Source organism: Chelatococcus sp. GCM10030263, assembly GCF_042666455.1.
In the GTDB taxonomy this organism is placed as follows: domain Bacteria; phylum Pseudomonadota; class Alphaproteobacteria; order Rhizobiales; family Beijerinckiaceae; genus Chelatococcus.
Genome location: NZ_JBHTDB010000008.1, coordinates 261715 through 287507 on the forward strand (window position 1 = coordinate 261715; position 25793 = coordinate 287507).

At 64.2% G+C, this 25793-nt stretch carries 24 protein-coding genes; 12 read left to right on the forward strand and 12 right to left on the reverse strand.

Features of this window, described 5'->3' with window-relative positions:
* Positions 1–7 precede the first annotated feature (7 nt).
* The 3 genes from ACFQU1_RS18730 to ACFQU1_RS18740 all read right to left on the reverse strand — a co-directional run bounded on the left by ACFQU1_RS18730 (position 8) and on the right by ACFQU1_RS18740 (position 3251).
* On the reverse strand, positions 8–1549 hold the full coding sequence (locus tag ACFQU1_RS18730; protein WP_378135445.1) for a UxaA family hydrolase: 1542 nt from the start codon (positions 1547–1549) through the stop codon (positions 8–10).
* Between the two features lie 116 nt (positions 1550–1665).
* Positions 1666–2115 (reverse strand): RbsD/FucU family protein, encoded by a 450-nt coding sequence (locus tag ACFQU1_RS18735; RefSeq protein ID WP_378135447.1) that lies wholly within the window; start codon positions 2113–2115, stop codon positions 1666–1668.
* Positions 2116–2156: 41 nt separating this feature from the next.
* A complete protein-coding gene (locus ACFQU1_RS18740; RefSeq protein ID WP_378135449.1) occupies positions 2157–3251 on the reverse strand; it encodes an aldo/keto reductase in 1095 nt (364 codons plus the stop codon).
* A 351-nt stretch (positions 3252–3602) separates the two neighbouring features.
* On the opposite strand from ACFQU1_RS18740, the gene ACFQU1_RS18745 reads away from it, so the two are divergent.
* A complete protein-coding gene (locus tag ACFQU1_RS18745; RefSeq protein ID WP_378135451.1) occupies positions 3603–4076 on the forward strand; it encodes a hypothetical protein in 474 nt (157 codons plus the stop codon).
* Positions 4077–4097: 21 nt separating this feature from the next.
* Here ACFQU1_RS18745 and ACFQU1_RS18750 read toward each other — a convergent pair whose 3' ends face one another.
* The 6 genes from ACFQU1_RS18750 to ACFQU1_RS18775 form a co-directional block, all read right to left on the reverse strand.
* The gene (locus tag ACFQU1_RS18750) at positions 4098–4334 is read right to left on the reverse strand and encodes an Lrp/AsnC ligand binding domain-containing protein (protein WP_378135522.1); all 237 of its coding nucleotides are present in this window, start codon (positions 4332–4334) and stop codon (positions 4098–4100) included.
* Between the two features lie 117 nt (positions 4335–4451).
* Entirely contained in the window at positions 4452–5006 is a 555-nt protein-coding gene (locus tag ACFQU1_RS18755; protein WP_378135453.1) for a biotin transporter BioY, read from the reverse strand.
* Entirely contained in the window at positions 5006–5656 is a 651-nt protein-coding gene (locus ACFQU1_RS18760; protein WP_378135455.1) for an energy-coupling factor transporter transmembrane component T family protein, read from the reverse strand. Before ACFQU1_RS18760 ends, ACFQU1_RS18755 begins: the two co-directional genes overlap by 1 nt.
* The gene (locus tag ACFQU1_RS18765; RefSeq protein WP_378135457.1) at positions 5653–6396 is read right to left on the reverse strand and encodes an energy-coupling factor ABC transporter ATP-binding protein; all 744 of its coding nucleotides are present in this window, start codon (positions 6394–6396) and stop codon (positions 5653–5655) included. Before ACFQU1_RS18765 ends, ACFQU1_RS18760 begins: the two co-directional genes overlap by 4 nt.
* Before the next feature lie 192 nt (positions 6397–6588).
* On the reverse strand, positions 6589–7572 hold the full coding sequence (locus ACFQU1_RS18770; RefSeq protein WP_378135459.1) for a CPBP family intramembrane glutamic endopeptidase: 984 nt from the start codon (positions 7570–7572) through the stop codon (positions 6589–6591).
* 211 nt (positions 7573–7783) lie between these two features.
* On the reverse strand, positions 7784–8776 hold the full coding sequence (locus tag ACFQU1_RS18775) for a Gfo/Idh/MocA family protein (protein ID WP_378135461.1): 993 nt from the start codon (positions 8774–8776) through the stop codon (positions 7784–7786).
* 351 nt (positions 8777–9127) lie between these two features.
* On the opposite strand from ACFQU1_RS18775, the gene cyoA reads away from it, so the two are divergent.
* From cyoA to cyoD, 4 genes are read left to right on the forward strand one after another with little or no spacing between them, the layout of a single operon-like run.
* Positions 9128–10015, forward strand: a complete 888-nt coding sequence (cyoA, locus tag ACFQU1_RS18780; RefSeq protein ID WP_378135463.1) for a ubiquinol oxidase subunit II — start codon at positions 9128–9130, stop codon at positions 10013–10015.
* Positions 10016–10035: 20 nt separating this feature from the next.
* Positions 10036–12060: a cytochrome o ubiquinol oxidase subunit I gene (cyoB, locus tag ACFQU1_RS18785; RefSeq protein WP_378135465.1), complete on the forward strand. Its 2025-nt coding sequence runs from the start codon at positions 10036–10038 to the stop codon at positions 12058–12060.
* Between the two features lies 1 nt (position 12061).
* The gene (cyoC, locus tag ACFQU1_RS18790; RefSeq protein ID WP_378135467.1) at positions 12062–12670 is read left to right on the forward strand and encodes a cytochrome o ubiquinol oxidase subunit III; all 609 of its coding nucleotides are present in this window, start codon (positions 12062–12064) and stop codon (positions 12668–12670) included.
* The gene (gene cyoD, locus ACFQU1_RS18795; RefSeq protein WP_378135469.1) at positions 12671–12988 is read left to right on the forward strand and encodes a cytochrome o ubiquinol oxidase subunit IV; all 318 of its coding nucleotides are present in this window, start codon (positions 12671–12673) and stop codon (positions 12986–12988) included. It abuts the gene before it with no gap.
* Between the two features lie 206 nt (positions 12989–13194).
* On the opposite strand, the gene ACFQU1_RS18800 is transcribed toward cyoD, so the two are convergent.
* The 3 genes from ACFQU1_RS18800 to ACFQU1_RS18810 all read right to left on the reverse strand — a co-directional run bounded on the left by ACFQU1_RS18800 (position 13195) and on the right by ACFQU1_RS18810 (position 17348).
* On the reverse strand, positions 13195–14301 hold the full coding sequence (locus ACFQU1_RS18800; RefSeq protein WP_378135471.1) for an NADH:flavin oxidoreductase/NADH oxidase: 1107 nt from the start codon (positions 14299–14301) through the stop codon (positions 13195–13197).
* Between the two features lie 469 nt (positions 14302–14770).
* Positions 14771–15106 (reverse strand): antibiotic biosynthesis monooxygenase family protein, encoded by a 336-nt coding sequence (locus ACFQU1_RS18805; RefSeq protein WP_378135473.1) that lies wholly within the window; start codon positions 15104–15106, stop codon positions 14771–14773.
* 94 nt (positions 15107–15200) lie between these two features.
* Positions 15201–17348, reverse strand: a complete 2148-nt coding sequence (locus ACFQU1_RS18810; RefSeq protein ID WP_378135475.1) for a TonB-dependent hemoglobin/transferrin/lactoferrin family receptor — start codon at positions 17346–17348, stop codon at positions 15201–15203.
* 239 nt (positions 17349–17587) lie between these two features.
* On the opposite strand from ACFQU1_RS18810, the gene hemP reads away from it, so the two are divergent.
* The 7 genes from hemP to ACFQU1_RS18845 all read left to right on the forward strand — a co-directional run bounded on the left by hemP (position 17588) and on the right by ACFQU1_RS18845 (position 25692).
* Positions 17588–17785 (forward strand): hemin uptake protein HemP, encoded by a 198-nt coding sequence (hemP, locus tag ACFQU1_RS18815; RefSeq protein ID WP_378135477.1) that lies wholly within the window; start codon positions 17588–17590, stop codon positions 17783–17785.
* Positions 17782–18714 (forward strand): hemin ABC transporter substrate-binding protein, encoded by a 933-nt coding sequence (locus ACFQU1_RS18820; RefSeq protein ID WP_378135479.1) that lies wholly within the window; start codon positions 17782–17784, stop codon positions 18712–18714. Before hemP ends, ACFQU1_RS18820 begins: the two co-directional genes overlap by 4 nt.
* Positions 18715–18724: 10 nt before the next feature.
* Positions 18725–19825 carry a FecCD family ABC transporter permease gene (locus ACFQU1_RS18825; RefSeq protein ID WP_378135481.1) on the forward strand — a complete coding sequence of 367 codons (1101 nt, stop codon included), beginning with the start codon at positions 18725–18727 and terminating at the stop codon, positions 19823–19825.
* Positions 19822–20628 carry a heme ABC transporter ATP-binding protein gene (locus tag ACFQU1_RS18830; protein WP_378135483.1) on the forward strand — a complete coding sequence of 269 codons (807 nt, stop codon included), beginning with the start codon at positions 19822–19824 and terminating at the stop codon, positions 20626–20628. The genes ACFQU1_RS18825 and ACFQU1_RS18830 overlap by 4 nt, the downstream gene beginning before the upstream one ends.
* A 315-nt stretch (positions 20629–20943) precedes the next feature.
* Complete coding sequence (locus tag ACFQU1_RS18835) at positions 20944–22542, forward strand: serine hydrolase (RefSeq protein ID WP_378135485.1); 1599 nt, start codon at positions 20944–20946, stop codon at positions 22540–22542.
* A gap of 72 nt (positions 22543–22614) precedes the next feature.
* On the forward strand, positions 22615–23598 hold the full coding sequence (locus tag ACFQU1_RS18840; protein WP_378135487.1) for a serine hydrolase: 984 nt from the start codon (positions 22615–22617) through the stop codon (positions 23596–23598).
* 489 nt (positions 23599–24087) lie between these two features.
* Positions 24088–25692, forward strand: coding sequence for a family 16 glycosylhydrolase (locus ACFQU1_RS18845; RefSeq protein ID WP_378135489.1), 1605 nt, complete (start codon positions 24088–24090; stop codon positions 25690–25692).
* Positions 25693–25793 lie beyond the last annotated feature (101 nt).

The window sequence follows — 25793 nt, forward strand, 5'->3', positions numbered from 1 at the left end:
GGCGCCCTCACATGGTCGCGCCGATCTGCCAGGGCACGAATTCGGCGTCGCCATAGCCGTTCTCCTCGGATTTCGAGCGCTCACCCGAGGCAACCCGCAGGATCTTTTCGAAGATCTCGCGGCCCTTCTCCTCGATGGACACCCCGTCGAGCACATCGCCGCAATTGATGTCCATGTCGTCGATCATGTGCTGGTACATCACCGTATTGGTGGCGAGCTTGATCGACGGCGTCGGCTTGCAGCCATAGGCGGAGCCGCGGCCGGTGGTGAAGCAGAGCACATTGGCACCGCCGGCCACCTGCCCCGTGGCCGACACCGGGTCATAGCCGGGGGTGTCCATATAGACAAAGCCGTGCCGGTCGATCGGCTCGGCATAGTGGTAGACGCCCTTGAGCGTCGTCGTGCCGCCCTTGGCGGCCGCCCCGAGCGACTTCTCCAGGATGGTCGTGAGCCCGCCCGCCTTGTTGCCGGGCGACGGATTGTTATTCATCTCCATCTTGTTGCGGGCGGTATAGTCCTCCCACCAACGGATCATGGAGACGAGCTTCTCGCCGGTCGCGCGGTCGACGGCGCGGCGCGTCAGAAGGTGCTCTGCGCCGTAGATCTCCGGCGTCTCGGAGAGGATCGCCGTGCCGCCGTGGCGCACGAGAAGATCGGCCGCGGCGCCGAGCGCCGGGTTAGCGGTGATGCCGGAATAGCCGTCCGAGCCGCCGCATTGCAGGGCGAGCATGAGCTCCGAGGCAGGCACCGTCGTGCGCTTCGCCTGGGCCACAATGGGCAGCATGTCACGCACCGCAGCGACCCCCGCAACCACCGTCTTCTTGGTGCCGCCGACCTCCTGGATGGTCATGGTGCGGAAGGTGTCACTTTCGCCGACGCCATAGGCCTCCTTCCAGCGGCCGATCTGGAAGCCCTCGCAGCCGAGCCCGACCATGAGCACGCCCGCCATGTTGGGGTTGGTGGCATAGCCCCATTGGGTGCGCTTCAGAACCTCATAGCCCTCGCCCTTCACGTCGAGCGCGCAGCCGCCGCCGTGCACGAGCGGAATGACCCCGTCGATATTGGGATAGTCGTTCAGCATGCCGGAGCGCTCGACCTCGATCGCGATATAGCGCGCGACCGTCGCCGAGCAGTTCACGGAGGTGAGAATGCCGATGTAGTTGCGCGTACCGACCTTACCGTTGGCGCGGCGATAGCCCTCGAAGGTCGCCTGCTGCTCGATCGGCAGCACCGGCTCTTCGCGAGCCTCCTCCGCGAAGCGGTAGTCGCGCGCGAAGTCGTGCATGACCACATTATGCTCGTGCACCCACTCGCCCGGCGCGACGGGCTTGGACGCGAAACCGATGATCTGCCCGAACTTGCGTACCGGCTCGCCCTCGGCGATGGGCACCACCGCCATCTTATGACCGCGCGGAACGCGATTGGCCGCCGCTACCCCTTCCACCACGGCACCGGGCTCGATGGGGTCGACTGCGACGACGACATTGTCGGCCATGTTGAGGCGGATCGTCCGTGGCGCGGCGACTTTGTCCAAGACTGCCTGGTTCATGATGAATTCCGTAAGCTCCGGGCGCGGCTTTCTGTTCGCACCATACTGTTCCTGAGGTCGTGAAGGCTAGAACGATACGCAAGAGATAGATCGCGGCGACATGTCGCCGCCATACGTCACTCAGCGAGAATGACGCCCTTGCGGATGAGGAAGCAGCCATAGGCGCGGGCATCGCCCGCCTGCACGACCGCAAAGCTCTTCTTGGCTGCCGCATAGAAGGCAAAGCGTTCGACACCGTGCACCGTGACGGGGCGCCCGGCTGCGGCATCGATCTCGGCCTTCACTTCCCGCTGCACCGTCGGGATCACTGTGGCATCGCCGACCACTTCCATGCGCCGCACGGGATCCTCGACGAAATCGTCGATCGGCAGGACCGACAGAACCGCACGCGCCGCCTGCGCGACGCTCAACCCCGGCAGGCGCACGATCTTGCTGGAGACCGTTTCGCGCGCCACCGCCTCGGCGGGAAAATTGGCATCGACCAGCGCGAGATCGTCGCCATGACCCATGGCCCGCAGAATCCACAGAAGATCCGGCGTCAGCAGCGGATCGATGCCCTTGAGCATGCGTTGCGTCCTTCCCACCCGATTTTCTGATTGCGCCTTCTTCAGGCCGGCACCGGCACCTGCGGCGCAAGAAGCCCTTCCGCCTTCAGATCCGCCCATAGCTCCGCAGGCGCAGGCGACGCAAGCGCTGCAATATTGGCGCTCACCTCCGCAGGCGTTACTCCGCCGAGCACGAGGGTGGCGACCGCTGGGTGACCGAGCGCGAACTGCATGGCAGCGGCCGCGAGCGGCACGCCATGGGCCTGGCACACAGCCTCGATGCGCGCGACCCGCGCCAGGATTTCGGCCGGCGCCGGCTGGTAATTGTAACGCGCGCGGGGCACCGCACCGGTCGCCAGAATGCCGGAATTGAACACGCCGCCGAGCATCACGCCGATCTTGCGCTCCTGCGCGAGCGGCAGAAAGTGGTCGAGTGCCGGCTGCTCCAGGAGCGAGTAGCGGCCGGCCAGCAGCACGCAATCGAGATCGGCCATGCTCACAAGGCGCTCCGCCATCTCCGCCTCGTTGATGCCCACGCCGATGGCCTTGACCACGCCTTCGTCGCGCAAGCGCTGCAGGGCTGGATAGCTGCCGGCCATCACCTCGCGCACGCGTCCCTCGATGGCGTCAGGTCCATGCGTCCAGACGTCGACGTCATGGATCAGAGCAATCTCGACATGATCCATTCCGAGCCGCAGCAGCGACTGCTCGAGCGCGCGCATGGTGCCATCATAGGAATAGTCGAAGACGGCCCGATGCGGCAGCCCACCGGCAAAGCCTGGCGCGGCCGTTGCGGGCTTTGCCGCCGTAGCCGAAGAGGCCGAGGCCTTGCGCCACGGATCCATCCATCGCCCGACCTTCGTCGAGATGACGAGATCCTCGCGTACGGCTCCGCGCAGGCCGGTGCCGAGCCGATGCTCGGCAAGCCCGCTACCATAGAGCGGCGATGTGTCGAAAAGCCTGATGCCGCCGTCGAGCGCCGCAGCGATCGTGGCGAGCGCCACCGTCTCGTCGAGCCGCTCGTAGAGGTCGCCGAGAGGCGCCGTGCCGAAGCCGAGGATCGATACTTTGAGACCGCTGCGGCCCAGCGAGCGCTTTGCCAGGGGCGCTGCCGCAGCAGCAGATTCATGCGTCTGGTCATTCGCCGAAGTGATCATGATCCCTGCCGATGGAAATAGCGTCGTTCTCAACACGACATATCAGATACCGGCAGCAACGGATTCGCAAATCTCTTGGGTGGCGGCCTCTTCCAGGGATGCTCGCTTGTCGCCACGCCATGCCGCCAAAGCGCTGGCTGCCAGCGAGAGAGCGCGCGATTCTTTGCGATTGCGTTGGTTCGATAAGCATAGGGGATTATGAATAAAAGCAGTTTCGACATGTTGCCAGTCGCAGAACATCGACCCTATCATCTTACGTCGAGAATCAGCTGCAGATCTATCAAGCGCATCTGATTAAGTTTTCATTAATCATTTGATGTTGTTTCTTTTACCAACAGGCAAGAGCGTGCAATGGGCAATGATTGGCCGGGAGCTCTCTCCCCACCGGCGGTGCCGTATCCAACCGGCGACGCCGAGGTCGACAGTGAGGACGCGACGGATGTGTTCACCTGGGTTTTCCCGGTGGTGCACGACATCGTCAGGCCTGTCTACCGTCACCTCATGCCGCAGGATCCGACGAAAGCCGAGCAGGTCAGCAAACTGCATGGCGCGGCGGTGATGATGCTCCTGGCCGATAGGGCTGATGCCGACCGAAGCGCAATCGTCGCTTATCTGCGGGACGCCTGCGGCCATGTCGGCCTCGACCAGGCGAGCTTCGCCGCACTTCACAAGATCGTCTTGGCGGAACTGACCACCGTGATCAACACGCGCAACCGCCAGTCGCCCCGTCGGCGCGCCGCCTTCGAAGCGCTGATCCTCGCCCGGCTCGGGGCTTTGGCCGTGAGAACGGCAGCGCCGCCGCCTTACGTGCGGGTGGCGGCCTGACGATCAAAGTACTCTTCGCGCTTAAAATGCCTTGAATGTAATCAAGGTCCGCGTATCGGCGATTTCCGGAATATTCTGCACCCTTTCGGCAACGAAATGCCCGATGTCGACGTCAGCGTCGACGTGAAATTTAGCCAGGATGTCGAAGTCGCCAGCGATCGAATAGATCTCCGACGCGATATCGCGATCGGCGAGAGCGCTCGCGACTTCGTAGGTCTTTCCGAGCTTGCACTTGATCTGAACGAAGAAGGTCTGCATCAGTTCGCTCCATGAGAGCACGATCCGGTTCAGGTCTTCGGATCGAGTCGGCTCAATTACACCAGATGGAATGACCGCGCGACGCGCAATCATCCCACTCCGAAGCCCACATGACGATCAGCTCGCCTCGGTGAAGCGCGAGGGCTCGAGCCGCCGCGCCGCCTCCGCCACGCAGCCGGCGGCAAAAGCCTTGATGAGATCACCGGGTAGAAAGACGAGGGTGCCGAGCGTGGCCCGGCTCACGCCCAGGCCGGCGGCATAGGATAGCCAGGCGATCCCGAACAGATAGTCGACGGCAATGCCGCCGACCACCGAGGCCAGCACGCCCGCTGCCAGAACCGGAAGGCGGGACAGCCTGCCCATCAACCAGCCGGCGACGGCCGCGCCCGGAATCCAGCCGATGAAGAAGCCGGCCGTCGGCCCGGCGAGCACGCCGATGCCGCCCCGCCCCCCGGCGAGAAGCGGGGCCCCCAGAAGCACGACGAAGGCGAAGAGAAGAACGGCCAGCGTGCCGTGACGCGGGCCGAGAAGCACGCCCGCCAGCATCACGCCGAGGCTCTGCATCGTGATCGGCACGCCACCGGCGATCGGAACATCGAATTTCGGGAAAAGGCCGAGCACGGCGAGAAGCGCTGCAAAAAGCGCGATTCGGACGAGTACGCGGGTCTCCATCAGTCATCCTTTTGCTGAAGATCGGCTTTCATTTGTGCTTTGCGCGAAGATGGACGTCTCGAGAAGCCCCGCGCATCGAGTGATTCGGCGACATGATCGGCCATGACGAGCGTTTCCGCCACGAAGAGTGCGACAAGGCGGAGCGGCATGCGCCGGCTGGTGCGAGCGCGCCAGGCTTCTTCCCGCCCCTGCCATTGGGCGAGCAGGACCGGCACGAAGCGCAGCACCAACGCCACCGCGAGCGACAGGCGCTCGGGATCGAGGCCGAGGTGGCGCAGCGGTCGAAGGAGTGGCGCGATCGCCGCCATCATCGCCCGCAAGGTTGTCGTCATCGTCACGAGATCGGCGACGAGAACCATGAGCACGAGCCGCAACATGGAGACCGCGCCGGCCTGCCAGCCGTCCGCGAATCCCTGAATGGCCCCAATGACGACGATCACCGGCAAAAGCGGTCGCAAGGTGGTGATCCGCTGGAGCGCCTCACGGCCGAGGCTGCCGTAGACCAGCACGGCCGCGGCAAGCCCCGATGCCAGCAGCCGCCAATCGTTGATGGGCAGCACGAGCACGCTCAGGACTGCGACGGCTGCGAGCTTCGGCCCCGCCGGGACGCGGTGCAGCCATGTCGGCCGCGCGAGATAGGAGGAGATCACGGGACCAACGCCGCAGCCGGCGCGCCGAGCACGGCCTCCGCCCGCGCTTCTGCGGCGGCCCGATAGGTCGGAAGAACACGATCCGGCGGCCCGTCGGCGCGGATCCGGCCGCGCTCCAGCCAGAGAATGCGTTCGAAATCGTTCATCAGCTCGAGATCATGGCTCGCCATGATGATTTGCTGCGGCAGGCCGAGGACGAGACGCCGGAAAGCGAGCCGCGAGGGCAGGTCGAGGCTGGCGAATGGCTCGTCGAGAAGAAGAACCGACGGCCGCGCCGCAAGGACGCTCAGGATGGCCACGCGCTGCCGTTCGCCGCCCGACAGTTCGTGCACGGCGCGGTCCGCCCAGCCGGCGCAGCCGTGCGCGGCGAGAAAAGCGACGGCCTCCTCCTCGGCAGCACGCCCGGCAAAACCGCGGTTGCCGAAGCCGAAGGCGATCTCCTCGCCGACAGTCGGGAAGATGATCTGGTGATCCGGATTCTGGAAGACGAAGCCGACCTCGCCAGGCAGGTCTTTGCGGTGACGGCGCGTTTCGCGGCCATGGACCATGACCTCTCCAGCCTCAGGCAGAATGAGACCATTGACGAGGCGCAGCAGCGAACTCTTGCCGGAGCCGTTATCGCCGACGAGGCCTATTCTGGCCTCGGCAAGGACGACATCGAGCCCGTCGAACAACGGCCGTCCGCCACGCAGCAGCCGCACTGTCCGAAAGGCGATGGTCCGGTCGGGCAACTCAGCCATCGCCGTGCCTATCTCCACATCCGCGCGGCGTCGGAATAACAAAAAAGCCGACAGCAGGCCAACCGGGCTGGAGCAAGCCGTTGCATGGCGGCCCATTCCCGCGGCGGAGCGGAACGCTAGCCGCTGGTCCGCGACTTTGCAATTGCCGCAGCTCGAGTCGGAGCTACCGAGGCTGTCCGGCCGTCATCCTAGTCACGAACGGCTGGCGGGTGCCACGAGGTCCGCCGCCAGACATATGCGCAGAGGCGAGCGCGGATGGACAAGAAGCAGAAGCGTTCCGCCGAGGCTCGCGATGCCGATCGAGGCAACGGAGATCGCATGGGCGACCGACCATCCCGGTTGTTCGAAGGCACGGCTTTGAAACAGCGCCGGAATGTTGAACAACCGTTGGTGCGACGCGATCAAAAGCGCGAATAGGTTATTGCCGAAGTGGATCCCCATAGCGGCGCCGAGATCGCCCGTGAGATAGGTGACCAACAAAGCCGCCGTGCCGAAGCCCGCGATACTGACGAGGATGGCCGCATTCATTGCACCCGATGCCCCCGGTTCCCAATGCAGGAAAGCGAAGACGATCGTCGGCGGAAACGCCCAGATCCAGGGGTTGCGAAACCGCGCGGCCAAGGACTGCACCAGATAGCCGCGGAACAGCAGTTCCTCGGCCGAGCTTTGCGCCATCAGCGCAAGGGCAAAGGGTACGAGCCAGCTCAGCCAATCACCGATGGGGACCTGGCTGCGGTGCAGTGACGGGTCGATCACGTAAAAGGCGATCTCACCGGCCACGCCCATGATGAGAGCGGCCTGCAAGCCGCGCGCGAAATGCGCGCCGGACAACCGGCAGTCGGCCCCCAGCAGACAAGCGAGCGGACGCCGCTGCAGCCCCACGACGGCGACCCACACACCGATCCAGATTGCGCCGATGGAGCCGATCCGGAACAGGCTACCGGTCCATGAGCCGAGGGAGGCAGCGGCGATCCTCCAAGCCTCCCCGATCGCAAGATCGCTGTTCGTCTTCGCTTCGACCACCAGTGTCAGGGTCGCCAGCGCCCAGGAGACGATCATCTGGCTGAGCATGGCGATGCCGATGATCAGGATGACGCCGCCTGCGAGGCGCCATAGGCCCAACCGGCCCCCACGGGCCTTGTTGACATAGCGATCGAAGGGATGTTGCGATTTCATGGTAGAGCAAAATATCAAATAAAATCAAAAGCTAACGATAAAAAGTTAGGCGAGCACGACATTATGGTCGAGCTTATAAAGCCTTCGTGAGCCGACGTCTCGCAAAAAATCAGCTAACGCCGCATGCGGCGACGGTTGGCACGTGCTGTCGTGATCGTCGTTCCAGCATCCGTGACGGGGCAAAGGTCTGCAGGGTCATCGGTAAACGACGTCATTCGGCCAGGATCGCATCGATCAGCCTGCGGGTGGCGAGGATATCGGCGCCGCTCACCGCCGGATCGCGCCCCTCATCGAGCGCGGTGAAAAAATCGGCGATCAGTGCGCGGTGGGCGTCGCGCGGAAAGGCCATGGGATCGGCACCGCTGCCGAGAGCCTGCTCTTCACCCAGGCGCTCCTGCTGCCCATCATGATGAAACAGCGCGAGGCTGCCCCCCTCGATCCGCGCCGTCGCCCGGGCGAAGACGAGATCGATACGCTCCGGGAAGCCGGGGTGGAAGGCGGTCGATGCCATGATGGTGCCGGGCGCATGCCCGCCGAGATCGACGAGTGCGGCGGCATAGTCCTCCGTCTCCATGCGATGGAGCGCGGTCGTCGCGGTGCGGGCGGCGACAACCTCCACGGTGCCGACCAGGGCGCGCAACAGGTCGAGGACGTGTATCGCCTGCGTCAACAGCACGCCGCCGCCGTCGCGGGCGAGCGTGCCGCGGCCGGGCTCGTCGTAGTAGCTCTGCGGCCGCCACCAGGGCACGAGGCATTGCCCCGCGCAAAGCGGCCCGAGCGCACCTGATGCGATGAGTGCGCCGAGGCGCAGCGCCGCCGGACGAAAGCGGTGCTGCAGCACCACGCCGAGCCGTCGGCCGGTTGCGCCGGCGAGGTCGACGAGTTCCGCCGTCTCTGCCGTGGTGAGCCCCACGGGCTTTTCGACAAGAAGGTGCTTGCCCGCCTTCAGCGCCGCTCGGCCGAGGGCGAGATGACTTGCCGGCGGCGTGAGCAGGACGACCGTCTCGACGCGATCGTCGGCGATGGCCCGGTCGATATCGCTGGTCACCGGAAAGGGAAACCGCGCGGCAAAAGCCTGGCAGCGGGCCTCGGAGCGGCTCGCCGCCCAGACGACCTCGGCCCGATCGGCGAGATCGAGAAAGCTGCCGGCATGGGGCGTGACCGCCATGCCGAGCCCGATGATTGCGACGCCGTGACGAGGCATGGGAGGCTCCCTATGACGAAGAGATCGCAGATCGCCCCCGGCACCGGTCGGCGGCGGACAGCCGGGAAAGATCGTAAATCGAGGCGCTCATGGCATGCCATTTGATGCCACAAGTCGCGCAAAGTACAGCGACACGGCTTGCCCGCTGACGGGCCGTCCACCGTTGGCGAAGGCGCCAGCAACGCGGCCCGAGAAGCGCGCGAGACAGCCCGAGCACGGATGCCCGCCATGGTGAAGCAGGCGCCGCTCGTGAGGCTCGGCGGCTGCGCCTGTGAGGCCGTGAAGGAGATTGCTAAACCTATATCTTGGCTTTAACTTACGGCTGCTGAATCGAAGGGCACGGAAGCGATCGTGAAAGACAGTATTGTTCACCGATCGCACCGGATGGCGATGGCCTTCGGTGCGGCATTCCTGCTGAGCGGCTGCAATCTACGCAGCGCACCCGTTCTGGATCCTGCCGGCCCGATCGCGCAGGCCGAGCGCGATCTTCTTTTCACCGCCGTCGTCCTGATGTTGATCGTCGTCATTCCGGTCTTCATCATGGCCTTTCTTTTCGCCTGGCGGTATCGGGCCAAGAACGGCAAGGGGCGGTATACGCCGGATTGGTCCTATTCGGCCGGCATCGACGCGGTCATCTGGCTCGTCCCGGCGGTGATCGTGGTTGCGCTAGGGCTTCTCCTATGGGGCGCGACCCACAGGCTCGATCCTTACAAGCCGCTCGCTTCCAATCTCCCGCCGACCGAAGTTCAGGTTGTCGCGCAGGACTGGAAATGGCTGTTCATCTACCCGGAACAGCGGATTGCAGTGGTCAACCAGCTGGTTTTCCCCAGCGGACGGCCGCTCAGCCTGAAGATAACATCCGACACGGTGATGAACTCCTTCTACATCCCCGCGCTCGGCGGCCAGATCTATGCCATGGCGGGCATGCAGACGCGACTGCATCTCTTGGCTGATGCACCCGGGCGCTTCATGGGCAGGAATTCGCAATACAGCGGCCGCGGCTTCTCCGATCAGCATTTCGAGGCGCTCGCAACATCGGACGAAGACTTCGAAGCCTGGGTGGCGAAGGTGAAACAATCGCCCGACAGGCTGGATGCACCTGCCTACCAAGCCCTGGCGGCGCCCAGCATCGCCCATCCGGTGACCTATTATTCGACCGTCGAACCTGATCTGTTCGACCAGACCATCGCGAAATACACCCATGGCCCGGCGAGCGCCGGCCATGCTGCCCACCGCTAGGCCAGCCCGGAGGTTTGAACATGCTCGGAAGGCTGACCATCGACGCATTGCCGTTCTACAGCTGGGTGGCGATGAGCGGCGCCCTCGTGACGGTGCTCGGCGGGCTAGCCGTCGTTGGCACGATCACCTGGCTCGGGCAGTGGCGCTATATCTGGAGCGAGTGGCTGACCAGCGTCGACCACAAGCGCATCGGCGTCATGTATGTACTGCTCGCGCTGGTCATGCTCATGCGCGGCTTCGTCGACGCGCTCATGATGCGCGCCCAGCAGGCGTTCGCCTTGAATTCAGACGGCTATCTGCCGCCCGGCCATTTTGATCAGATCTTCAGCTCACACGGCACCATCATGATCTTCTTCATGGCGATGCCGTTCCTCACCGGGCTCATCAATATCGTCGTGCCGCAGCAGATCGGAGCGCGCGACGTCGCTTTTCCCTTCCTGAATTCCGTCAGCCTCTGGCTCACCACCGCCGGCGCCGGGCTGGTGCTGATTTCGCTCGTCATCGGGACGTTTTCGACCGCCGGCTGGACCGGCTATCCGCCCTATTCCGGCGTCGCCTACAGCCCCAGTGTCGGCGTCGATTATTGGCTATGGGCCATCCTGATCGGCGGTGTCGGCACCACATTGACCGGCATCAATTTCGTCGTGACGATCTTCAAATGCCGTTGCCCCGGCATGAAGCTGATGCGCATGCCGATGTTCACCTGGACGGCCTTTTGCACCAGCATTCTGATGATCTTCGCTTTTCCCGCCCTGACCGTCGTCTGCGCCATGCTGGCGCTCGACCGCATCGTCGGCATGCACTTCTTCACGAACGACGGCGGCGGCAATATGATGAACTATATCAATCTGTTCTGGATATGGGGGCATCCGGAAGTCTATATCCTGATCCTGCCCGCTTTCGGCATCTATTCCGAGGTCGTCGCCACCTTTTCGGCCAAGCGCCTGTTCGGCTACGCATCGCTGGTCTATGCGACGGCGGTGATCGCGCTTCTCTCCTTCACGGTGTGGCTCCACCACTTCTTCACCATGGGCTCGAGCGCCAATGTCAATGCCTTCTTCGGCATTGCGACCATGGTCATCGCCGTCCCCACGGGCGTGAAGATCTTTGACTGGCTGCTCACCCTCTATCGCGGCCGCATCGAATTCCATCCGTCGATGCTGTGGACGCTCGGCTTCATCGTGACATTCGTCATCGGCGGCATGACTGGCGTGCTGCTCGCCATGCCGCCCGCCGATTATCTGATGCACAACACGACCTTCCTGGTCGCGCATTTCCATAACATGCTGATCCCCGGCGCGCTGTTCGGCTACTTCGCCGGCTATATGTACTGGTTCCCGAAGGCCTTCGGCTTCACGCTGGACAGGCAGTGGGGCGTGCGCGCCTTCTGGTGCTGGATCATCGGCTTTTATCTCGCCTTCATGCCGCTCTATGCGCTCGGTTTCATGGGCATGCCGCGGCGCATGGAACATTATAATCTTGCCGACTGGCAGCCCCTTCTGATCGTTGCCGCCTTCGGCGCGCTCGTCATCCTTGCCGGCATCGCCTGTCTCGTCGTGCAACTGGCCGTCAGCATAAACCGGCGGCGTGAGGCGCTCGACTTCAGCGGCGATCCTTGGAACGGGCGCACGTTGGAATGGCTGACATCCTCGCCGCCGGCACCGTACAATTTCGCCGTGCTACCTGAGGTGCGGGACATCGACGCCTTCTACGACATGAAGCAGGGCGGCATCGCTTATCGGCGGCCGGAGCGCTACGATCCCATCTTCATGCCCAAGCCAACGAGCGTCGGCGCCGTTCTCGGGGCACTCGCCTTCCTGCTCGGCTTCGCCATGGTCTGGCATATCTGGTGGATCGCGGCTCTGTCGGCGCTCGCCATTTGGGCGGTCATCATCGCCCGGGCCTCCAACGACGACACCGAATTTCACCTCTCCGCCGCCGAGGTGAAAGCTATCGAGGATCATCGATACCAGATGCTGGCAAAGGCCCCGCGCCTGGGCGGCGCGGACGGCCTCATCCCCGCAACGCAGCCGCTGAAGGCCTGAGATGACGGACGCATCCCTCACGACCGCCGCACCGGCGCACGAAGAAGCGACCGAGGCTTTCGAGCAGAGGGCCTTCGGCTTCTGGCTCTATCTGATGAGCGACGCGATCATCTTCGCGCTGCTCTTTGCGACTTATGCCGTGATGGTCGGCAACACGGCCGGCGGCCCGAACGGCCAGACCCTGTTCAGCCTGTCGCATGCCTTCGGTGAAACCCTGATGCTGCTCGTCAGCAGCATCACCTTCGGCTTTGCCACCGCTGCAATGACGGCCGGCAACCGCACGGCGCTGATCCGCTGGCTCCTGGTGACCTTCGTGCTCGGTGTCATCTTCGTCGCAATGGAGATCAGTGAATTCTCCGGGATGGTCGCAGTCGGCGCGGGGCCGGACCGCAGCGGCTTCCTTTCGGCCTTCTTCACGCTCGTCGGAACCCACGGGCTCCATGTCAGCGCGGGCCTTATCTGGATCCTCGTGATGGCGGCTCAGGTCATGATCAAGGGTCTGACGCCACCGGTCGTCTCCCGCCTCTTGCGCCTTGGCCTGTTCTGGCACTTTCTCGACATCGTCTGGATCGGCATCTTCTCGGTCGTCTATCTCCCAGGGGTCCTGTGAATGGCACAATCAGTCACCGGCAAGGACCATGGTCTGAGGTCCTATCTGACGGGCTTCATGCTCGCCCTCATTCTGACGGCGATCCCCTTCGCAATGGTCGCGACGAAGCTCTTGTCCGGGCCGGCAACGCTGATCGTCATCGCGCTGGCGGCCGTCATCCAGATCCTGGTGCATTTGCGCTATTTCCTGCATCTGGACCTCACATCCACGCCGCGCGAGAACCTCCTGGCGATCGCCTTCACCGTGGTCCTCATCCTGATCATGCTCGGCGGCAGCTTCTGGATCATGTTCGATCTGCACCATCGCATGTCGATGTGACCGCGCTTTTTCGCGAACAGCACGGCAACGGCCGGCCGCGTCAGGATTTTCCGAGCATCAGCCGCCCGAGCATGGCCGCGGCCTGATCTCTCTCGCCCGCGGAGAGCGCTGCGACCAACCACCGTTCAATGTCGGTCGCGCGCGGCCTCAAAGCCCCGCCAGGCGCCGGAGGTCCCGGCGCCTGAGACAGCTGAAAAACCGCGGGCCTATTCGCTCGCGAAGAGGCCCCTTGCCCGCCGCGGCTCGCAACGCAGATATTGATTGGGCGCGCGGACCTGGCCGCCGAGTTCAGCAGCCGCATGCCAGGGCCAGCGCGGGTCATAGAGAATCGTGCGCGCCAGCGCGATCATGTCGGCATCGCCGGTCGCAATGATCGCCTCCGCCTGTTCGAAACCGGTGATCAGCCCGACGGCCACGACCGGAATCCGAACGGCCGATTTGACGGCGCGGGCGAGCGGAACCTGATAGCTCGGCCCGATCGGGATCTGCTGGGCGGGGCTCACGCCGCCGCTCGATACGTGGATCGCATCGCAGCCGCGGGCCGCGAGCCTCTCGGCGAAGGCGATGGTCTGCTCCACATCCCAGCCGCCCGCAACCCAGTCCGTGCCCGACACCCGCATGGTAACGGGCTTGTCGCTCGGAAAGGCTTCACGCACCGCGTCGAAGACCTCGAGTGGAAAGCGCATCCGGTTTTCGAGGGAGCCGCCGTATTCGTCATCGCGCTGATTGGACAGCGGCGACAGGAATTGATGGAGGAGATAGCCGTGGGCCCCATGGAGCTGGACCGCATCGATCCCGAGGCGGGCGGCGCGGACAGCAGCGGCAGCAAAGGCCTCGCGTACCCGCCGCAACCCGTCCCGATCGAGCGCCGCCGGGGCAACCTGTCCATCGGCAAAGGGAACGGCCGAAGGCGCCTGCGTCTGCCAACCATGCGGATGGCTCGGCGCGATCTGCGCGCCGCCCTTCCATGGCACGTCGGTGGAGGCCTTGCGGCCGGCATGGGCGAGCTGAACGGCGATCGGCATCGACGACCAGCGCCGCACGCTCTCCAGCGTGCGGCCCATGGCGGCCTCGGTCTCGTCGTTCCACAGCCCGACATCCGCGTAGGTGATGCGGCCCTCCGGGAGAACCGCCGTCGCCTCGATGGTGAGCAGCGCCGCGCCGGAGAGGGCAAGCTGGCCGAGATGGATGAGATGCCAGTCGGTCATGCATCCGTCTTCGGCGGAATATTGGCACATCGGTGCGATCACGATCCGGTTCGCCAGATCGAGATTGCGAACCCGGACGGGCGTGAACAAAGCGGGTTGGGCCACATTGAACTCCTTTGCGCGGCAATGGGGGAAGCGCGCGGCTGCTGTGTCGAGCCCTCGCGGTGAGACGTTCCGTGAGACAGACCGGATCCGGTCTACCTCCTCCCTGACGGGTGCTACTTCTTCTTTGAAGCAAGGCAGGTTGCAAGAGACCAATGGTCGCTCGACCGCAAGGCCTCAAGGGAGCCCCAGCGGCAGGACGGGCGCCAGATCGATGCACTCCACCAGAAACGGCTTCCGCGGTGAGATATGCGCGCCTCTGCAAGAATGGAGAACGGACGGCCATCACAAGCGCGCTACCGGAGGCGAGGCCCGTAGCCGGCAGGAGCCGATCGGGGCGAATCACGAGCCTTATCAAGAATCAAATCGCCGCCGGCGCGAGTAGCCGGCGGCGATGAGCATGGCCGGCGAAAAAACGCCGCCATGGGGGGACAAGCATAAATGCGCGGCGGCAGCGGCCGCCATCGGCGGCTCAGGCGGCGGCCGAGTCCGTCTCGGGCGTCACCGTCTGAATCACCTCGAAGCCCTCGAATTGGGGATGGCCGATATAGAGCTTGCCGGACTGGCCAGCCCCCTTATGCGCCATGCGAAAGGCCTCCGAGCGCGTCCAGTTCTCGAAATCGGCCTTGCTGCGCCAGATTGTGTGGGAGGAATAGAGCACGTGGTCGTCGGCGCGCGGACCACGCAGCAGGTGGAACTCGACGAAGCCCGGCAGGTCCTTGAGATGGGTGTCGCGTGACAGCCACACCTCCTCGAACGCCGCCTCCGATCCGTGCGGAACCTTGAAGCGATTCATGGCGATAAACATGGAGTTCTCCTGCCTCGTTTGTCTGTAGGCTGCGAAGGGCGGCGACCCCCGGCCATCGGAACCGCCGCCCGTCGTCTTGTCCAGCGCCGTGGCGCTATTTGCTGGCGAACCTGACCGTCAGCGCGAATTTGGCGGTGAGACCGGGGCTCGGCTCGCTGTTGAGATATTGCGTATAGCGGCGGTCGAACAGGTTCTGGATCACCAGATCGCCGCGAATATCGTCGTTGTACTGATAAGACGCGAAGAGGTCGACGAGGCCATAGCCGGGTTCCGGATTGGTGACGGTGCGCTTGGTGCTGTCCACAAGCGTCAGGCGCGTGCCGACCGTCAGCTTCTCATCGAAGAAGCGGAAGCCCAGTGTCGAGGAAACCCGGCTCGGTGGGACGGTGTTGAGCGGGCCGCCGGTGATGTCGTTCTTGCCGTCGATGAGCGTGCCGGCCACGGTGGCGAAGCCCCAGCGCCAGTCATAGGCGGCCTCCAGCTCCACGCCCTGGATCTTGGCCTTGGCGATATTGACATATTGATAGGAAGAGATCGGGAAGCAGAGCCGTGGCGCGCGGTTGCAGACGCTGACCGGCATGCCCGGAATGAACGGCACGAGCGTAAAGTCGCCCGTCTCCTCCATGTCAATATAGTCGTCTATCTTCGTGAGGAAGGCCGTCGCCTTGGCACGGAAGGTGTCGCCCGGCTTGAGGACGTCGTTATACTTGAGGTTGACGCCACCCTCGATGCTGCGGGCGACCTCCGGCTTGAGGTCGGGATTGGGCAGGATGGTGAAGGCCGGGAAAGGATGCTGGCCGGCGATCAGCGTCTCGGTGATCGAGGGGGCGCGGTAACCCTCGGCGTAGGTGCCGTAGAACTCGATGCCTTTGATCGGGGTAACGCCGACCGTGAGCTTCGGCGACAGCCGGCTGCCGCTCGATTCATATCCGCCGCCGTTGAGGCTGTATTCGTCGTAGCGCAACGCGCCGATCACCCTGAGCCAGCCGTTGTAGCTCACCTCGTCCTGGATGAAGGCGCCGGTGAGGCGACGCCTGCCGGACGGCGTCAGCGCCGAGATATAGCCACCGGCATTGTCCACCGTCGTCACCGAATCCCAGGCCGCGTCGGCGCCATAGGTCAAGGCATGGTCGAGCGGGCCCGTCGCGAAACGCGAGGTGTTGTGGAGGTCGAAGCCGTAGGTCCGGATGCGATCGGACAGCGGGTCGCCGGGCTCGACGCCGAGCGCCTCGTAAGTCTCGTCCGGAACGAGCGCCGTCTGCCGCAGGCGGGTGTTGGTGTAATAGCCCTTGATGCTGAGATCGAGCCAAGGCACGTCCGGCCGGCTGAAGGTATAGCCAAGCGTATAAGTGCCGGTCTCGGCCTTGTTGCGCCAGCGCGTACCCTCGCCGCTCGTGCCGTTGTTGGAGAAGTCGTAGCTTTGCTGCAAGGCGCTGAGGCTGAACTGATGCCCGTCGGCCGGACGGATATTGAATTTCAGCAAGCCGGCAACGAGCTCCGAGCCGGTATCGAGCACCTTTTGGCCGGAGCCATCCTCGTAATTATTGGTATTGCGAAAGACGAACTGACCGAAGAGATCGGCTGATGTGCCGAGCCGCACGCCCATGGAGGACGAGTTGAGGAAGCCCGCGCCATTGGTTCCGACGCCGACTTTCTGCTCCATGCCCCAGGTCTCGTCCGGCTTCAGGATCTCGTCGATGGTGCGTGTGCGGAAGGAGGCGACGCCGCCGATGGCGCCCGAGCCATAGATGGTGGACACGGGCCCGCGCACGATATCGATTTGCCCGACGAGCTCGGGGTCGAGATAAAAGGTGCCGTTGGAGTTATGGCCGGAGATCTGGAAATCCTGGCGGGCGCCGTCGACCAGCACATTCACTCGGCCGAAATCCTGCAGGCCGCGGATGTTGATGGACTGCGCGGGATCATTCATCGCCTGCGGCGCCACCACACCCGGTACGCCGATCAGCGTATCGGCGATGGTCGATGATTGGAAACGGGTGATGTCCTCGCGCGACACCACGCTCGCTCCGGCAAGGGCGTCGACCACTGATTCCGCGGTTTTCGTCGGCGTCACCGTGATCGTATCGAGCGTCACGGCGTCGAGCGGCTCGGCTTGGCCGACCGTCGCCGCTCCGCTTGCCGGAGGCGGTGGTGATCCGGGTCCCGATTGCTGGGCTTGCGCCGCCGTGACGGCTGCAAGCGATAGGAAGGTTAAAACTGGCAGTTTCGTTGCCCGAACCATCGTCAACGCCCCCGAGGGTCGCTCTGCGACCTGCAAAACGGTGATGCTGGCTGGCGTCGCGCGCGGCGTAAAAGCGCTCGGGCTGGCTCGCGTGAAAGAGACGGGCGCAACCGCACCCGGCGTTGCGTTTGGTAAATACCTAATTTACACGTGTCAATATAATCGAATTCGCAGTTTCATCTTCTTCTAAACTACGAGTTCGAACGAATAGGGCAATCTTACATTTGAATAATCCGAAAATGACATCCGATCGCGAGCGCCCCCTTTCCTCTGCCACCGCACCTGCCGCGGCATCCGCCCAGCCGCCGGCCGGTGATCCGCCGCTGCTGGATGCGCGACAATTGTTCGGCGGCCGGCGCGAGCTGGTGATCCTTCACAACGGCGCGCAGTACCGCTTGCGCATCACTGCCAATGACAAGCTGATCCTGACGAAATGACCCATTCCGTCCGCCCGCTTCCGACCCGGCGCGCCGTTCTCGGCGCCGCCCTTATCCTCTTCGGCGCGCAGCCCTGGCGCGCCTTCGCGGCCGAGCCGGCCGGCGCGCGCATCGTCGCCATCGGCGGCGCCGTCACCGAGATCGTCTATGCGCTCGGCCTCGCCGACCGGCTCCTGGGGGTCGATACCACAAGCCTCTATCCGCCCGAGGCGCTGAAGGAGCACCCGAATGTCGGTTATATGCGGGCATTGTCCGCCGAGGGCATTCTGTCGCTCAAACCGGATCTCGTGGTCGCGATGGCGGGCTCCGGCCCGCCGGCAGTCTTGAAGCTGGTGGAGGAGGCCGGCGTCAGGCTGGTGACGATCCCCGACAATCCGACACCTGAGGGCGCCGCCGAGAAGATCCGGATGATCGGCCGGCTGCTCGGCGCGGAAGCTCGGGCCGACAAGCTGGCCACCGACGTCGAGCGGCGCTTCGCCGCCGTCGCGGCCGCGCGCAAGACGGTGACGACGCCGGTCCGCGCCCTCTTCGTGCTCACCCTGCAAGGTGGGCGGCCACTCGTGGCGGGCACCAAGACCGCCGCCGACGGGATGATTGCGCTCGCCGGTGCAACCAATGTCGGCGCCGGCTTCGAAGGCTACAAGGCGATGACCGACGAGGCGATCATAGCGGCCGCACCCGAGGTCGTGGTGATGATGGCCAATGGCGGCGCGCTGCCGACGCCGGACACGGTATTCGCCCTGCCCGCGCTCGCGGCGACCCCGGCCGGCGCCGCCCGCCGGCTGGTCAGCGCGGACGGGCTGTGGCTCCTCGGCTTCGGGCCCCGCACGCCGGAGGCCGCCGGCTTCCTCTTCAGAGCCTTCTATCCGGATCTGCCGGTGCCGGCGGGGCTCGACCTGCCGCAACCGTCGGCGACCAGCAAGCCGTGAGCGCCCAAAGGTGAATGGGCTCACGGCCGAGCCGGCCGAAATTCTGCGCTTCGCGCTCGCTCGCCAGCGGCGGCGCGTGGCGCTCGCCTTCCTCCTCCTGGCCCTTTTGGCAACCGCAGCGGCGATCGCGTCGCTCGGCCTCGGCGCGGTCGCGATCCCGCCCGGCCGCACGCTCGCAGTACTCTGGAGCTGGGCAACGGGAGCGCCGCTCGACCCTACGGCGGTGCGCGACTCGATCGTCATCGTCAATATCCGCCTGCCGCGTATGCTGCTCGGCCTGATGGTCGGCGCGGCGCTCGCCGTCTGTGGCACACTCATGCAGGGGCTCTTCCGCAACCCGCTCGCCGATCCCGGCCTCGTCGGCGTGTCGAGCGGCGCGGCGCTGGCCGCCGCTGCCGTCATCGTCCTCGGCGAAGCCGTGATGCCTTCCCTGCCGGTCGCGCAATTCCCCTTCGCGGTTCTGCCGGCCGCGGCCTTTCTCGGCGGGCTCGCCTTCACCGCCGTGCTCTATTTCCTCTCCTCGGGGGCGGGGCGTACCTCGGTCGCAACCCTGCTGCTCGCGGGCGTCGCGCTCGGGGCCTTGGCCGGCGCCCTCACCGGCCTCATCTCCTTCATCAGCACCGACCAGCAATTGCGCGATCTCACCTTCTGGATGCTGGGCAGCCTCGGCGGCGCGACCTGGACGAAGGTGGCCACCATCGCCCCGGCCATGCTGCCGGTCGCGATCGCCATGCCCTTCATGGGACGCGGCCTCAATGCGCTCGCGCTGGGTGAGGCGGAGGCTTTTCATCTCGGGCTCGCGGTCGAGCGCATCAAACGGACCACCATCCTGGTGGTAGCCCTCGCCGTGGGGGCGGCGGTGGCGGCCTCCGGCGTAATCGGCTTCGTGGGTATCGTCGTGCCGCATCTGCTGCGGCTTTTCATCGGCGCCGACCATCGCGTGCTGCTGCCGGCCAGTGCGTTGCTCGGTGCCGCACTCCTCGTCGGCTCGGACATCGTGGCGCGGCTCGTGGTGGCACCGGCGGAACTGCCCATCGGCATTCTGACAGCGATGATCGGCGCGCCGTTCTTCCTCTGGCTCCTGCTGGCACGCCGCCGGACACTGCCATGACGACGCCGCTGATCGAGGCCGCGGGCATCGGCTTTGCCGCCCGCGGCGTGGACATTCTGAGCGACGTGACACTGAGGCTGATGCCCGGCCGCTTCACGATCGCGGTCGGCCCGAACGGCGCGGGTAAATCGACGCTGCTGAAGCTCCTCGTCGGCGAACTGACGCCGAGCCGGGGCCATGTGCTCTACGACGGCGAGCCGCTGGCGAAGATCCCAGCCTGGCGGCTTGCCGCCAAGCGCGCGGTGCTGCCGCAATCCGGCGGTGTCACCTTTCCTTTCACCGTCCACGAGGTGGTCGCCCTCGGACTCGCGAGTTTCGGCGCAGCCTCGAGCCGTCAGGCCGAGACTCTTGTGGCGGAGGCGCTCATGGCCGCCGACACCGGCCATCTCGCCGAGCGCAGCTTTCCCACGCTCTCGGGCGGCGAGCAGCAGCGCGTGCAATTCGCGCGCGTTCTCTGCCAGCTGCGGGCCGGGAGAACCCGCGAGGAGCGGCAGACCCTTTTTCTCGACGAGCCGATCGCCGGGCTCGACCTCGCCCATCAGATCGCGGTGCTGGAGACGGCGCGCGGGCTCACACGCCAGGGAATCGGCGTCTTCGCCATTCTGCATGACCTCAACCTCGCCGCAGCCTATGCGGACGAGCTCGTGGTGATCAGCGGCGGCCGGATGATCAAACGGGGCGCGCCCGAAACCGTCGTGACCGACGTACTGGTGAAGGAGACCTTCGGGGTCGACCTGCCGGTGCGGGCAGTACCCCCACCGCCGATGCCCTTCGTGCTGCCCCAGCGCCGCAGGGCCGAATAGCCGACCCAGTCCCTGACCGGACCACGCACGGCGCCGTATCCGCCATATCCCCTCGGCTGGAAGCGAATACCAGCGGCCACAGCTGTGGACGAAAGCCTTGGGCGCAGGACTGTTCAGGCACCTCATATTACCTTATGCATGGCGTCGACAACGGCGACTTAACGTTATGAACCGCCTGCTCGGACTTATACTGAGACTGCCCGGCATCCATGACTGACAGCCTGGGGCGCGAGGGATAATGCCGGAATTGTTGCGAGCGAGAGCTCGCGAGGCCGAACGCGGGAGGTCTTCCGCCCGATGATTGGGATATGCGACATGAATTCGCTCCGCTCGCCTGCCTCGCTGATCAGCAGTTTCAAGATCTTTGTCGGTTCATGGGGCGTCGCGGCCGCCATCCTTCTGCAGCCCGCGCCGAGCTTCGCGGCGGAAGAGCTGCCACCTCCGGAGACGCCCGGCGTCGATATTCCAAGCGGTCAGATCGACAAGGCCATCGGACAGCTCGACAGCCTGGCGGCAACGATCCGCGAACGCAGCGGTGTTCCCGGAATGGCGGTGGTGGTCGTTCGCGACGGGAAGATCGTCTATGCGAAGGGCTTCGGCATCCGCAAAGTCGGCGAGCCTGCCCTGGTCGACGCCGATACGGTGTTCCAGATCGCATCACTGTCGAAATCCCTCAGCGCGACAGTGGTCGCGCAGCAGATCGGCGCCGGGGTGATCAACTGGGATACCCCTGTCGTCAAACATCTTCCCTGGTTCAAGCTCAGCGACCCTTATGTGACGGCCCATGCAACGGTCGCCGATTTCTTTGCGCACCGTTCCGGCCTGCCGGATCACGCAGGCGACGACCTCGAGGATTTGGGGTTTGATCGCCGGCAAGTGCTGGAGCGGCTCAGCCTGCTGCCGCTCAGTCCGTTCCGCATCACCTATGCCTATACCAATTTCGGTCTGACGGCAGCTGCGGAAGCGGTGGCCACCGCCGCCGGCAAGGATTGGGCGACGCTCTCCGAGGACGTGCTCTTCAAGCCGCTCGGCATGAGCGCGACCAGCGCACGCTTCGCGGAATTCGAAAAGCGCGAGAACAAAGCCTATGGGCATGTCAAGATCGCCGGGACTTACGAGGCGAAATACCAACGGCAGCCTGATGCGCAAGCACCCGCCGGCGGCGTGAGTTCGTCGGCTAACGATCTCGGCAAGTGGTTGGCTTTGGTGCTGCAGAACGGCAGGTATGACGGCAAGGAGATCATCCCGGCGGCTGCGCTTCTGCCCGCCATGACGGCCGAAATCGTCGCGTCGCCGTCCTATTCGGTCGCGGCGCGCCCGGGCTTTTACGGCTATGGCTTCAATGTCGGCGTAACAGCCGCCGGTCGCATGGAAATCAGCCACTCCGGGGCTTTTGCGCAGGGCGCCGGCACCAACTTTGCGCTCCTCCCCTCTGCGAATATCGGCATTGCGGTCCTGACGAACGCATCGCCGACGGGAGCCGCGGAGTCGGTCGCGCACGAGTTCCTGGATCTCGTACAATTCGGCAGGATCAATCGCGACTGGTTCGCGACCTACAATCCCCTCCTCGCCCAAATGATGGCGCCAACCGGTGAACGGCTCGGCAAAGCGCCGCCAGAGAACCCCACGCCGGCCGCTCCGTCGGCTGCCTATGTCGGCACCTATAAGAGCGACTATTATGGCGAGGCGTCCATCGGGGAGAATAAAGGCGCCCTGACGCTGACGATCGGTCCCGCTAAAATCGAATATACGCTTACGCATTTGGACGGTAATACCTTCGTCTTCTATCCGACGAGCGAAAACCAAAACTATGGTTCGGTCTCGACGCTGCGCTTCAGCGCTCCCAAGAACGAAGTCTACACCGCTATGAACATCGAATACCTCGAATTCGATCAGGGCCGGTTCAATCGGTAGTTCATAGACTGCGCCCAACCACAACGAACCTGCCCTGACGGGTTCGTCGTTCGGCCCCAGGAAAAGCTCTCCATGAATATCAACCGCCGTCGTGCGCTGGCTCTCGCGGTTTCAGCCCTGGGCGCCCCCGCCATCATCCAGAGTGCCGCGGCAGCGGAGGCGAGCCCGGGCTTGCAGGCGGCCGTTGGCCGCTTTTCCAGCCTGCCGGGAACCTCGAGCTGTCTGGTCGTCGCCGGCCATCCCGAGGTCCGCTGGCAGGTCGGTCACAATCCCGGCACCCGCCTATTCATCGCGAGTGCCTTCAAGACCTTCGTATTGGCCCAATTCCTGCGCGAGGTCGAAGCCGGCCGCCTCTCGGAAGAGACACAAGAGGCGATCGACGACGCCGTACGCACGCAAGGCAGCGCCGTCTTCGTCAATCTCACCGGGACGACCACGGCGCGCAGCGTCCTCGAAGCGATGATAACCCACAGCGACAACACCGCCGCGGATATCGCGCTGGCTGCCGCCGGTCCCGATCGCGTCCGTGCTCTGATCACGGAGGCCGGACTGACCAAGACCCAGATCCCGGATTCGACCCGCCGCATGGTCTCCTATCTCGTCGGCGCCCCGGAAGGCGTCGATATCGGGTGGGAGGGCGAAAAGCGGATGGCGAAGGGAGAGAGCTTCGGCAAGCCGCGACCGGCCATCAACGATCGACAATCCATGGTGAGCACGGCCGACGAGATGGTGCGCTGGTATCAGCAAGCCTTGGCGGGCACCTTCTTCAAAAAGCCTCAGACCCTCGTCGAGTTCAAACGCATTCAGGCCATGGCCGATGCCATCGCGACCGTGGCGCCGTCCAATACCGTAACTTACGCCAAAGGCGGCAGCATCGATTTCGACGGCTTCCATGCGCGGTGTCTTCCGGGCCAGATGATCGTCTCCGGCGTTCCCATCACCTTCTGCACGACAATCAACTGGACCGGCCCCGACGATACGGTGGCCGCAACATTCCAGGCCTATGTTGCGGCGGTCGCCAATGTACTGCAGGAAGCGGCGCGCTCGGTCGGCTAGCACGTTGTTGCGCGAAGTGGATACCGGTTTTCGTCAAACAGAAGGCGAAAATCGAGGATCTGGAGCTCTTTTCGCGATCTACGGAAGCGAAAAAAGCTCCTAGCGCGTTCCGCGAGCGTCTTCTCGACCAAAAGCGTCGGCCGGCGGGACAGTACAAGCTCGACCGAAGCTCTCCTGAATATCGGAAGAATTCTTGTAGCTCGTCCGGCTCGCTCGCCAGCCGGTGGTCATTACAGGCAATGACCGTCGCCTCCACGATGCAGACGACACGAACGGAGCAAGAACGAAAGACTAACGGCTTACAATCTTCAGTGCGCTCGGGACCCGGAGGCGCCATCAGCCCGGCCGTCAACGCTGACGGGCGGCTTCAGAGGGCGGATAACCTGTCATAGCAGACAGCGTCTCCAGAAATACCGCTGTTCATCCTTTAAAAAATATTGCAATAAAAATAGCTTACACTGCTTAGATCGGGAACGGGGCTGGCGGAAAATGGCGCAGGTTGCAGGAACGGAAATCATCTTCAGCGATGATTTCTCGACGGACGGACCGATCGATTCCAGCAAGTGGAACTACAATGTCTGGACGCCGCCAAGTGGCGGCGGGTCCTTCTATGGCAACACGCAGCAGCGCCAGGAACTGCCGACCGCGTCCGGTGGCGCCATGAACCTCCGGCTGGATACCTATAATGCATCCGACCCGAACCACTCGACGTTCCTGGGCTCGGAGGCGATCACCAAACAGCTGTTCGATCTGAGTTCCGGCCCCATCGCCTTTGAGGCGCGGGTGCGATACGCCCAGGATCAACGTGGCCTCATCGGTGGCTTCTTCACCTTCGCCGGTCCTCCCGACACCCATGACGAGATCGACTTCGAAGCTATGTCGAATAGCTTCAACCAGATCCAGACCAACATCTATCACAATGAGCCCCTGGGTGAGGGCCACCCACTCTCCTATCCGGTAACGGGCTCGTTGTCGGACTACCATACGTATCGTATCGAGTGGCTTCCGAACATGGTTCGCTGGCTCGTCGACGGCAAGGAAGTCCGCACGGAAACGGTGCGCGTGCCGGACAAGGCCATGGCGATGCATTTCAATATATGGGGCCCGCCTTCCAGCTGGCCGACCGGGGATGCGAGCCTGAAGGCGGCCGCCAGTCAGGCACAGAACCAGTCATTCTATTTCGATGTCGACTCGGTGAAAGTCGAGAAGCTTGCGAGCGTCTTCGGAAGCACGGCCCACGAACATGTGGCCGGCACTGCCGCCCACGAATATCTCTCCGGTGGCGCCGGCGACGACAGTCTGGCCGGCGCAGGCGGCGACGATGTCATAGATGGCGACGCCGGCCTCAACACAGCCCTCTACACCGGTGTCGCCCGGAACTTCGCGATGAGTATCAGGGCCGGTGAACACGCCGTCAGCGTGGGAGACCGGTTCGGCGGGGAAGGCACCGATACCGTCTCGAATGTGCAGTCTTTGCAGTTCGCCGATCATTCGGTCGACGCATCACTGCTGGTCAAGGCGGCCAATCTGGACGCGTCGATCTTCAGTCAGGTCTTCGATTTCTATACGGGCTATTTGGACCGCGCACCCGACGCGCTCGGGCTCTACTATTGGGCTGGCCGGCTGAGCGACGGGATGAGCCTGCACGACATGGCCGCCACCTTCTTTCACTCCGACGAGGCGGCAGCGGCGAGACCGGAGGGGCAATCCACAACTGCGATTGTCTCCGCCGCTTATGCCGATATCCTGGGCCGCTCCCCCGATACAGACGGGCTGAATTACTGGGTTGGAGAACTTGCGAGCGGGCGTCTCGAAGCTGAAGATTTCCTATTGCATTTTGTCGACGCTGCCTGGGCGCCGACATCGGGTTCCGACATCGAGACCCTGAGAAACAAGGCGGATATCAGCGCTTACTTTGCCATCGAGCAGGGGCTGAACGACGGGGACGGCGGCAGGGCCGTGTTCGACGCGGCCAGCTTGCAGGCCGCGCGAGATCTCACCGACAGTTATGCCGCTTCTGCCGCCGCACCCGAAAGCGCGGGGCTTGTCACCAAATTGGTCGGCATCGATATCGGTGAGCACGCGGCCGGCTAATCAAGGCGGGACAACCGCCGCTATTGGATGCAGACGAGCGCTAGTCTGATCATCTGTCGGCAGAGGCTGATCAGATAGCGCCTGCTGTCAAACGGAGGCGC

Excerpts from the sequence above, each read along its gene's own strand:
- ACFQU1_RS18745 (WP_378135451.1), top strand. The coding sequence starts at position 3,603 with ATGGGCAATGATTGGCCGGGAGCTCTCTCCCCACCGGCGGTGCCGTAT.
- ACFQU1_RS18830 (WP_378135483.1), top strand. The coding sequence starts at position 19,822 with ATGACGACGCCGCTGATCGAGGCCGCGGGCATCGGCTTTGCCGCCCGC.
- cyoC (WP_378135467.1), top strand. The coding sequence starts at position 12,062 with ATGACGGACGCATCCCTCACGACCGCCGCACCGGCGCACGAAGAAGCG.
- ACFQU1_RS18835 (WP_378135485.1), top strand. The coding sequence starts at position 20,944 with ATGAATTCGCTCCGCTCGCCTGCCTCGCTGATCAGCAGTTTCAAGATC.
- ACFQU1_RS18775 (WP_378135461.1), bottom strand. The coding sequence starts at position 8,776 with ATGCCTCGTCACGGCGTCGCAATCATCGGGCTCGGCATGGCGGTCACG.
- ACFQU1_RS18755 (WP_378135453.1), bottom strand. The coding sequence starts at position 5,006 with ATGGAGACCCGCGTACTCGTCCGAATCGCGCTTTTTGCAGCGCTTCTC.
- ACFQU1_RS18820 (WP_378135479.1), top strand. The coding sequence starts at position 17,782 with ATGACCCATTCCGTCCGCCCGCTTCCGACCCGGCGCGCCGTTCTCGGC.
- ACFQU1_RS18735 (WP_378135447.1), bottom strand. The coding sequence starts at position 2,115 with ATGCTCAAGGGCATCGATCCGCTGCTGACGCCGGATCTTCTGTGGATT.
- ACFQU1_RS18765 (WP_378135457.1), bottom strand. The coding sequence starts at position 6,396 with ATGGCTGAGTTGCCCGACCGGACCATCGCCTTTCGGACAGTGCGGCTG.
- hemP (WP_378135477.1), top strand. The coding sequence starts at position 17,588 with ATGACATCCGATCGCGAGCGCCCCCTTTCCTCTGCCACCGCACCTGCC.
- ACFQU1_RS18770 (WP_378135459.1), bottom strand. The coding sequence starts at position 7,572 with ATGAAATCGCAACATCCCTTCGATCGCTATGTCAACAAGGCCCGTGGG.
- ACFQU1_RS18805 (WP_378135473.1), bottom strand. The coding sequence starts at position 15,106 with ATGTTTATCGCCATGAATCGCTTCAAGGTTCCGCACGGATCGGAGGCG.
- cyoB (WP_378135465.1), top strand. The coding sequence starts at position 10,036 with ATGCTCGGAAGGCTGACCATCGACGCATTGCCGTTCTACAGCTGGGTG.
- ACFQU1_RS18845 (WP_378135489.1), top strand. The coding sequence starts at position 24,088 with ATGGCGCAGGTTGCAGGAACGGAAATCATCTTCAGCGATGATTTCTCG.
- ACFQU1_RS18810 (WP_378135475.1), bottom strand. The coding sequence starts at position 17,348 with ATGGTTCGGGCAACGAAACTGCCAGTTTTAACCTTCCTATCGCTTGCA.
- ACFQU1_RS18730 (WP_378135445.1), bottom strand. The coding sequence starts at position 1,549 with ATGAACCAGGCAGTCTTGGACAAAGTCGCCGCGCCACGGACGATCCGC.
- cyoD (WP_378135469.1), top strand. The coding sequence starts at position 12,671 with ATGGCACAATCAGTCACCGGCAAGGACCATGGTCTGAGGTCCTATCTG.
- ACFQU1_RS18740 (WP_378135449.1), bottom strand. The coding sequence starts at position 3,251 with ATGATCACTTCGGCGAATGACCAGACGCATGAATCTGCTGCTGCGGCA.
- ACFQU1_RS18750 (WP_378135522.1), bottom strand. The coding sequence starts at position 4,334 with ATGCAGACCTTCTTCGTTCAGATCAAGTGCAAGCTCGGAAAGACCTAC.
- ACFQU1_RS18840 (WP_378135487.1), top strand. The coding sequence starts at position 22,615 with ATGAATATCAACCGCCGTCGTGCGCTGGCTCTCGCGGTTTCAGCCCTG.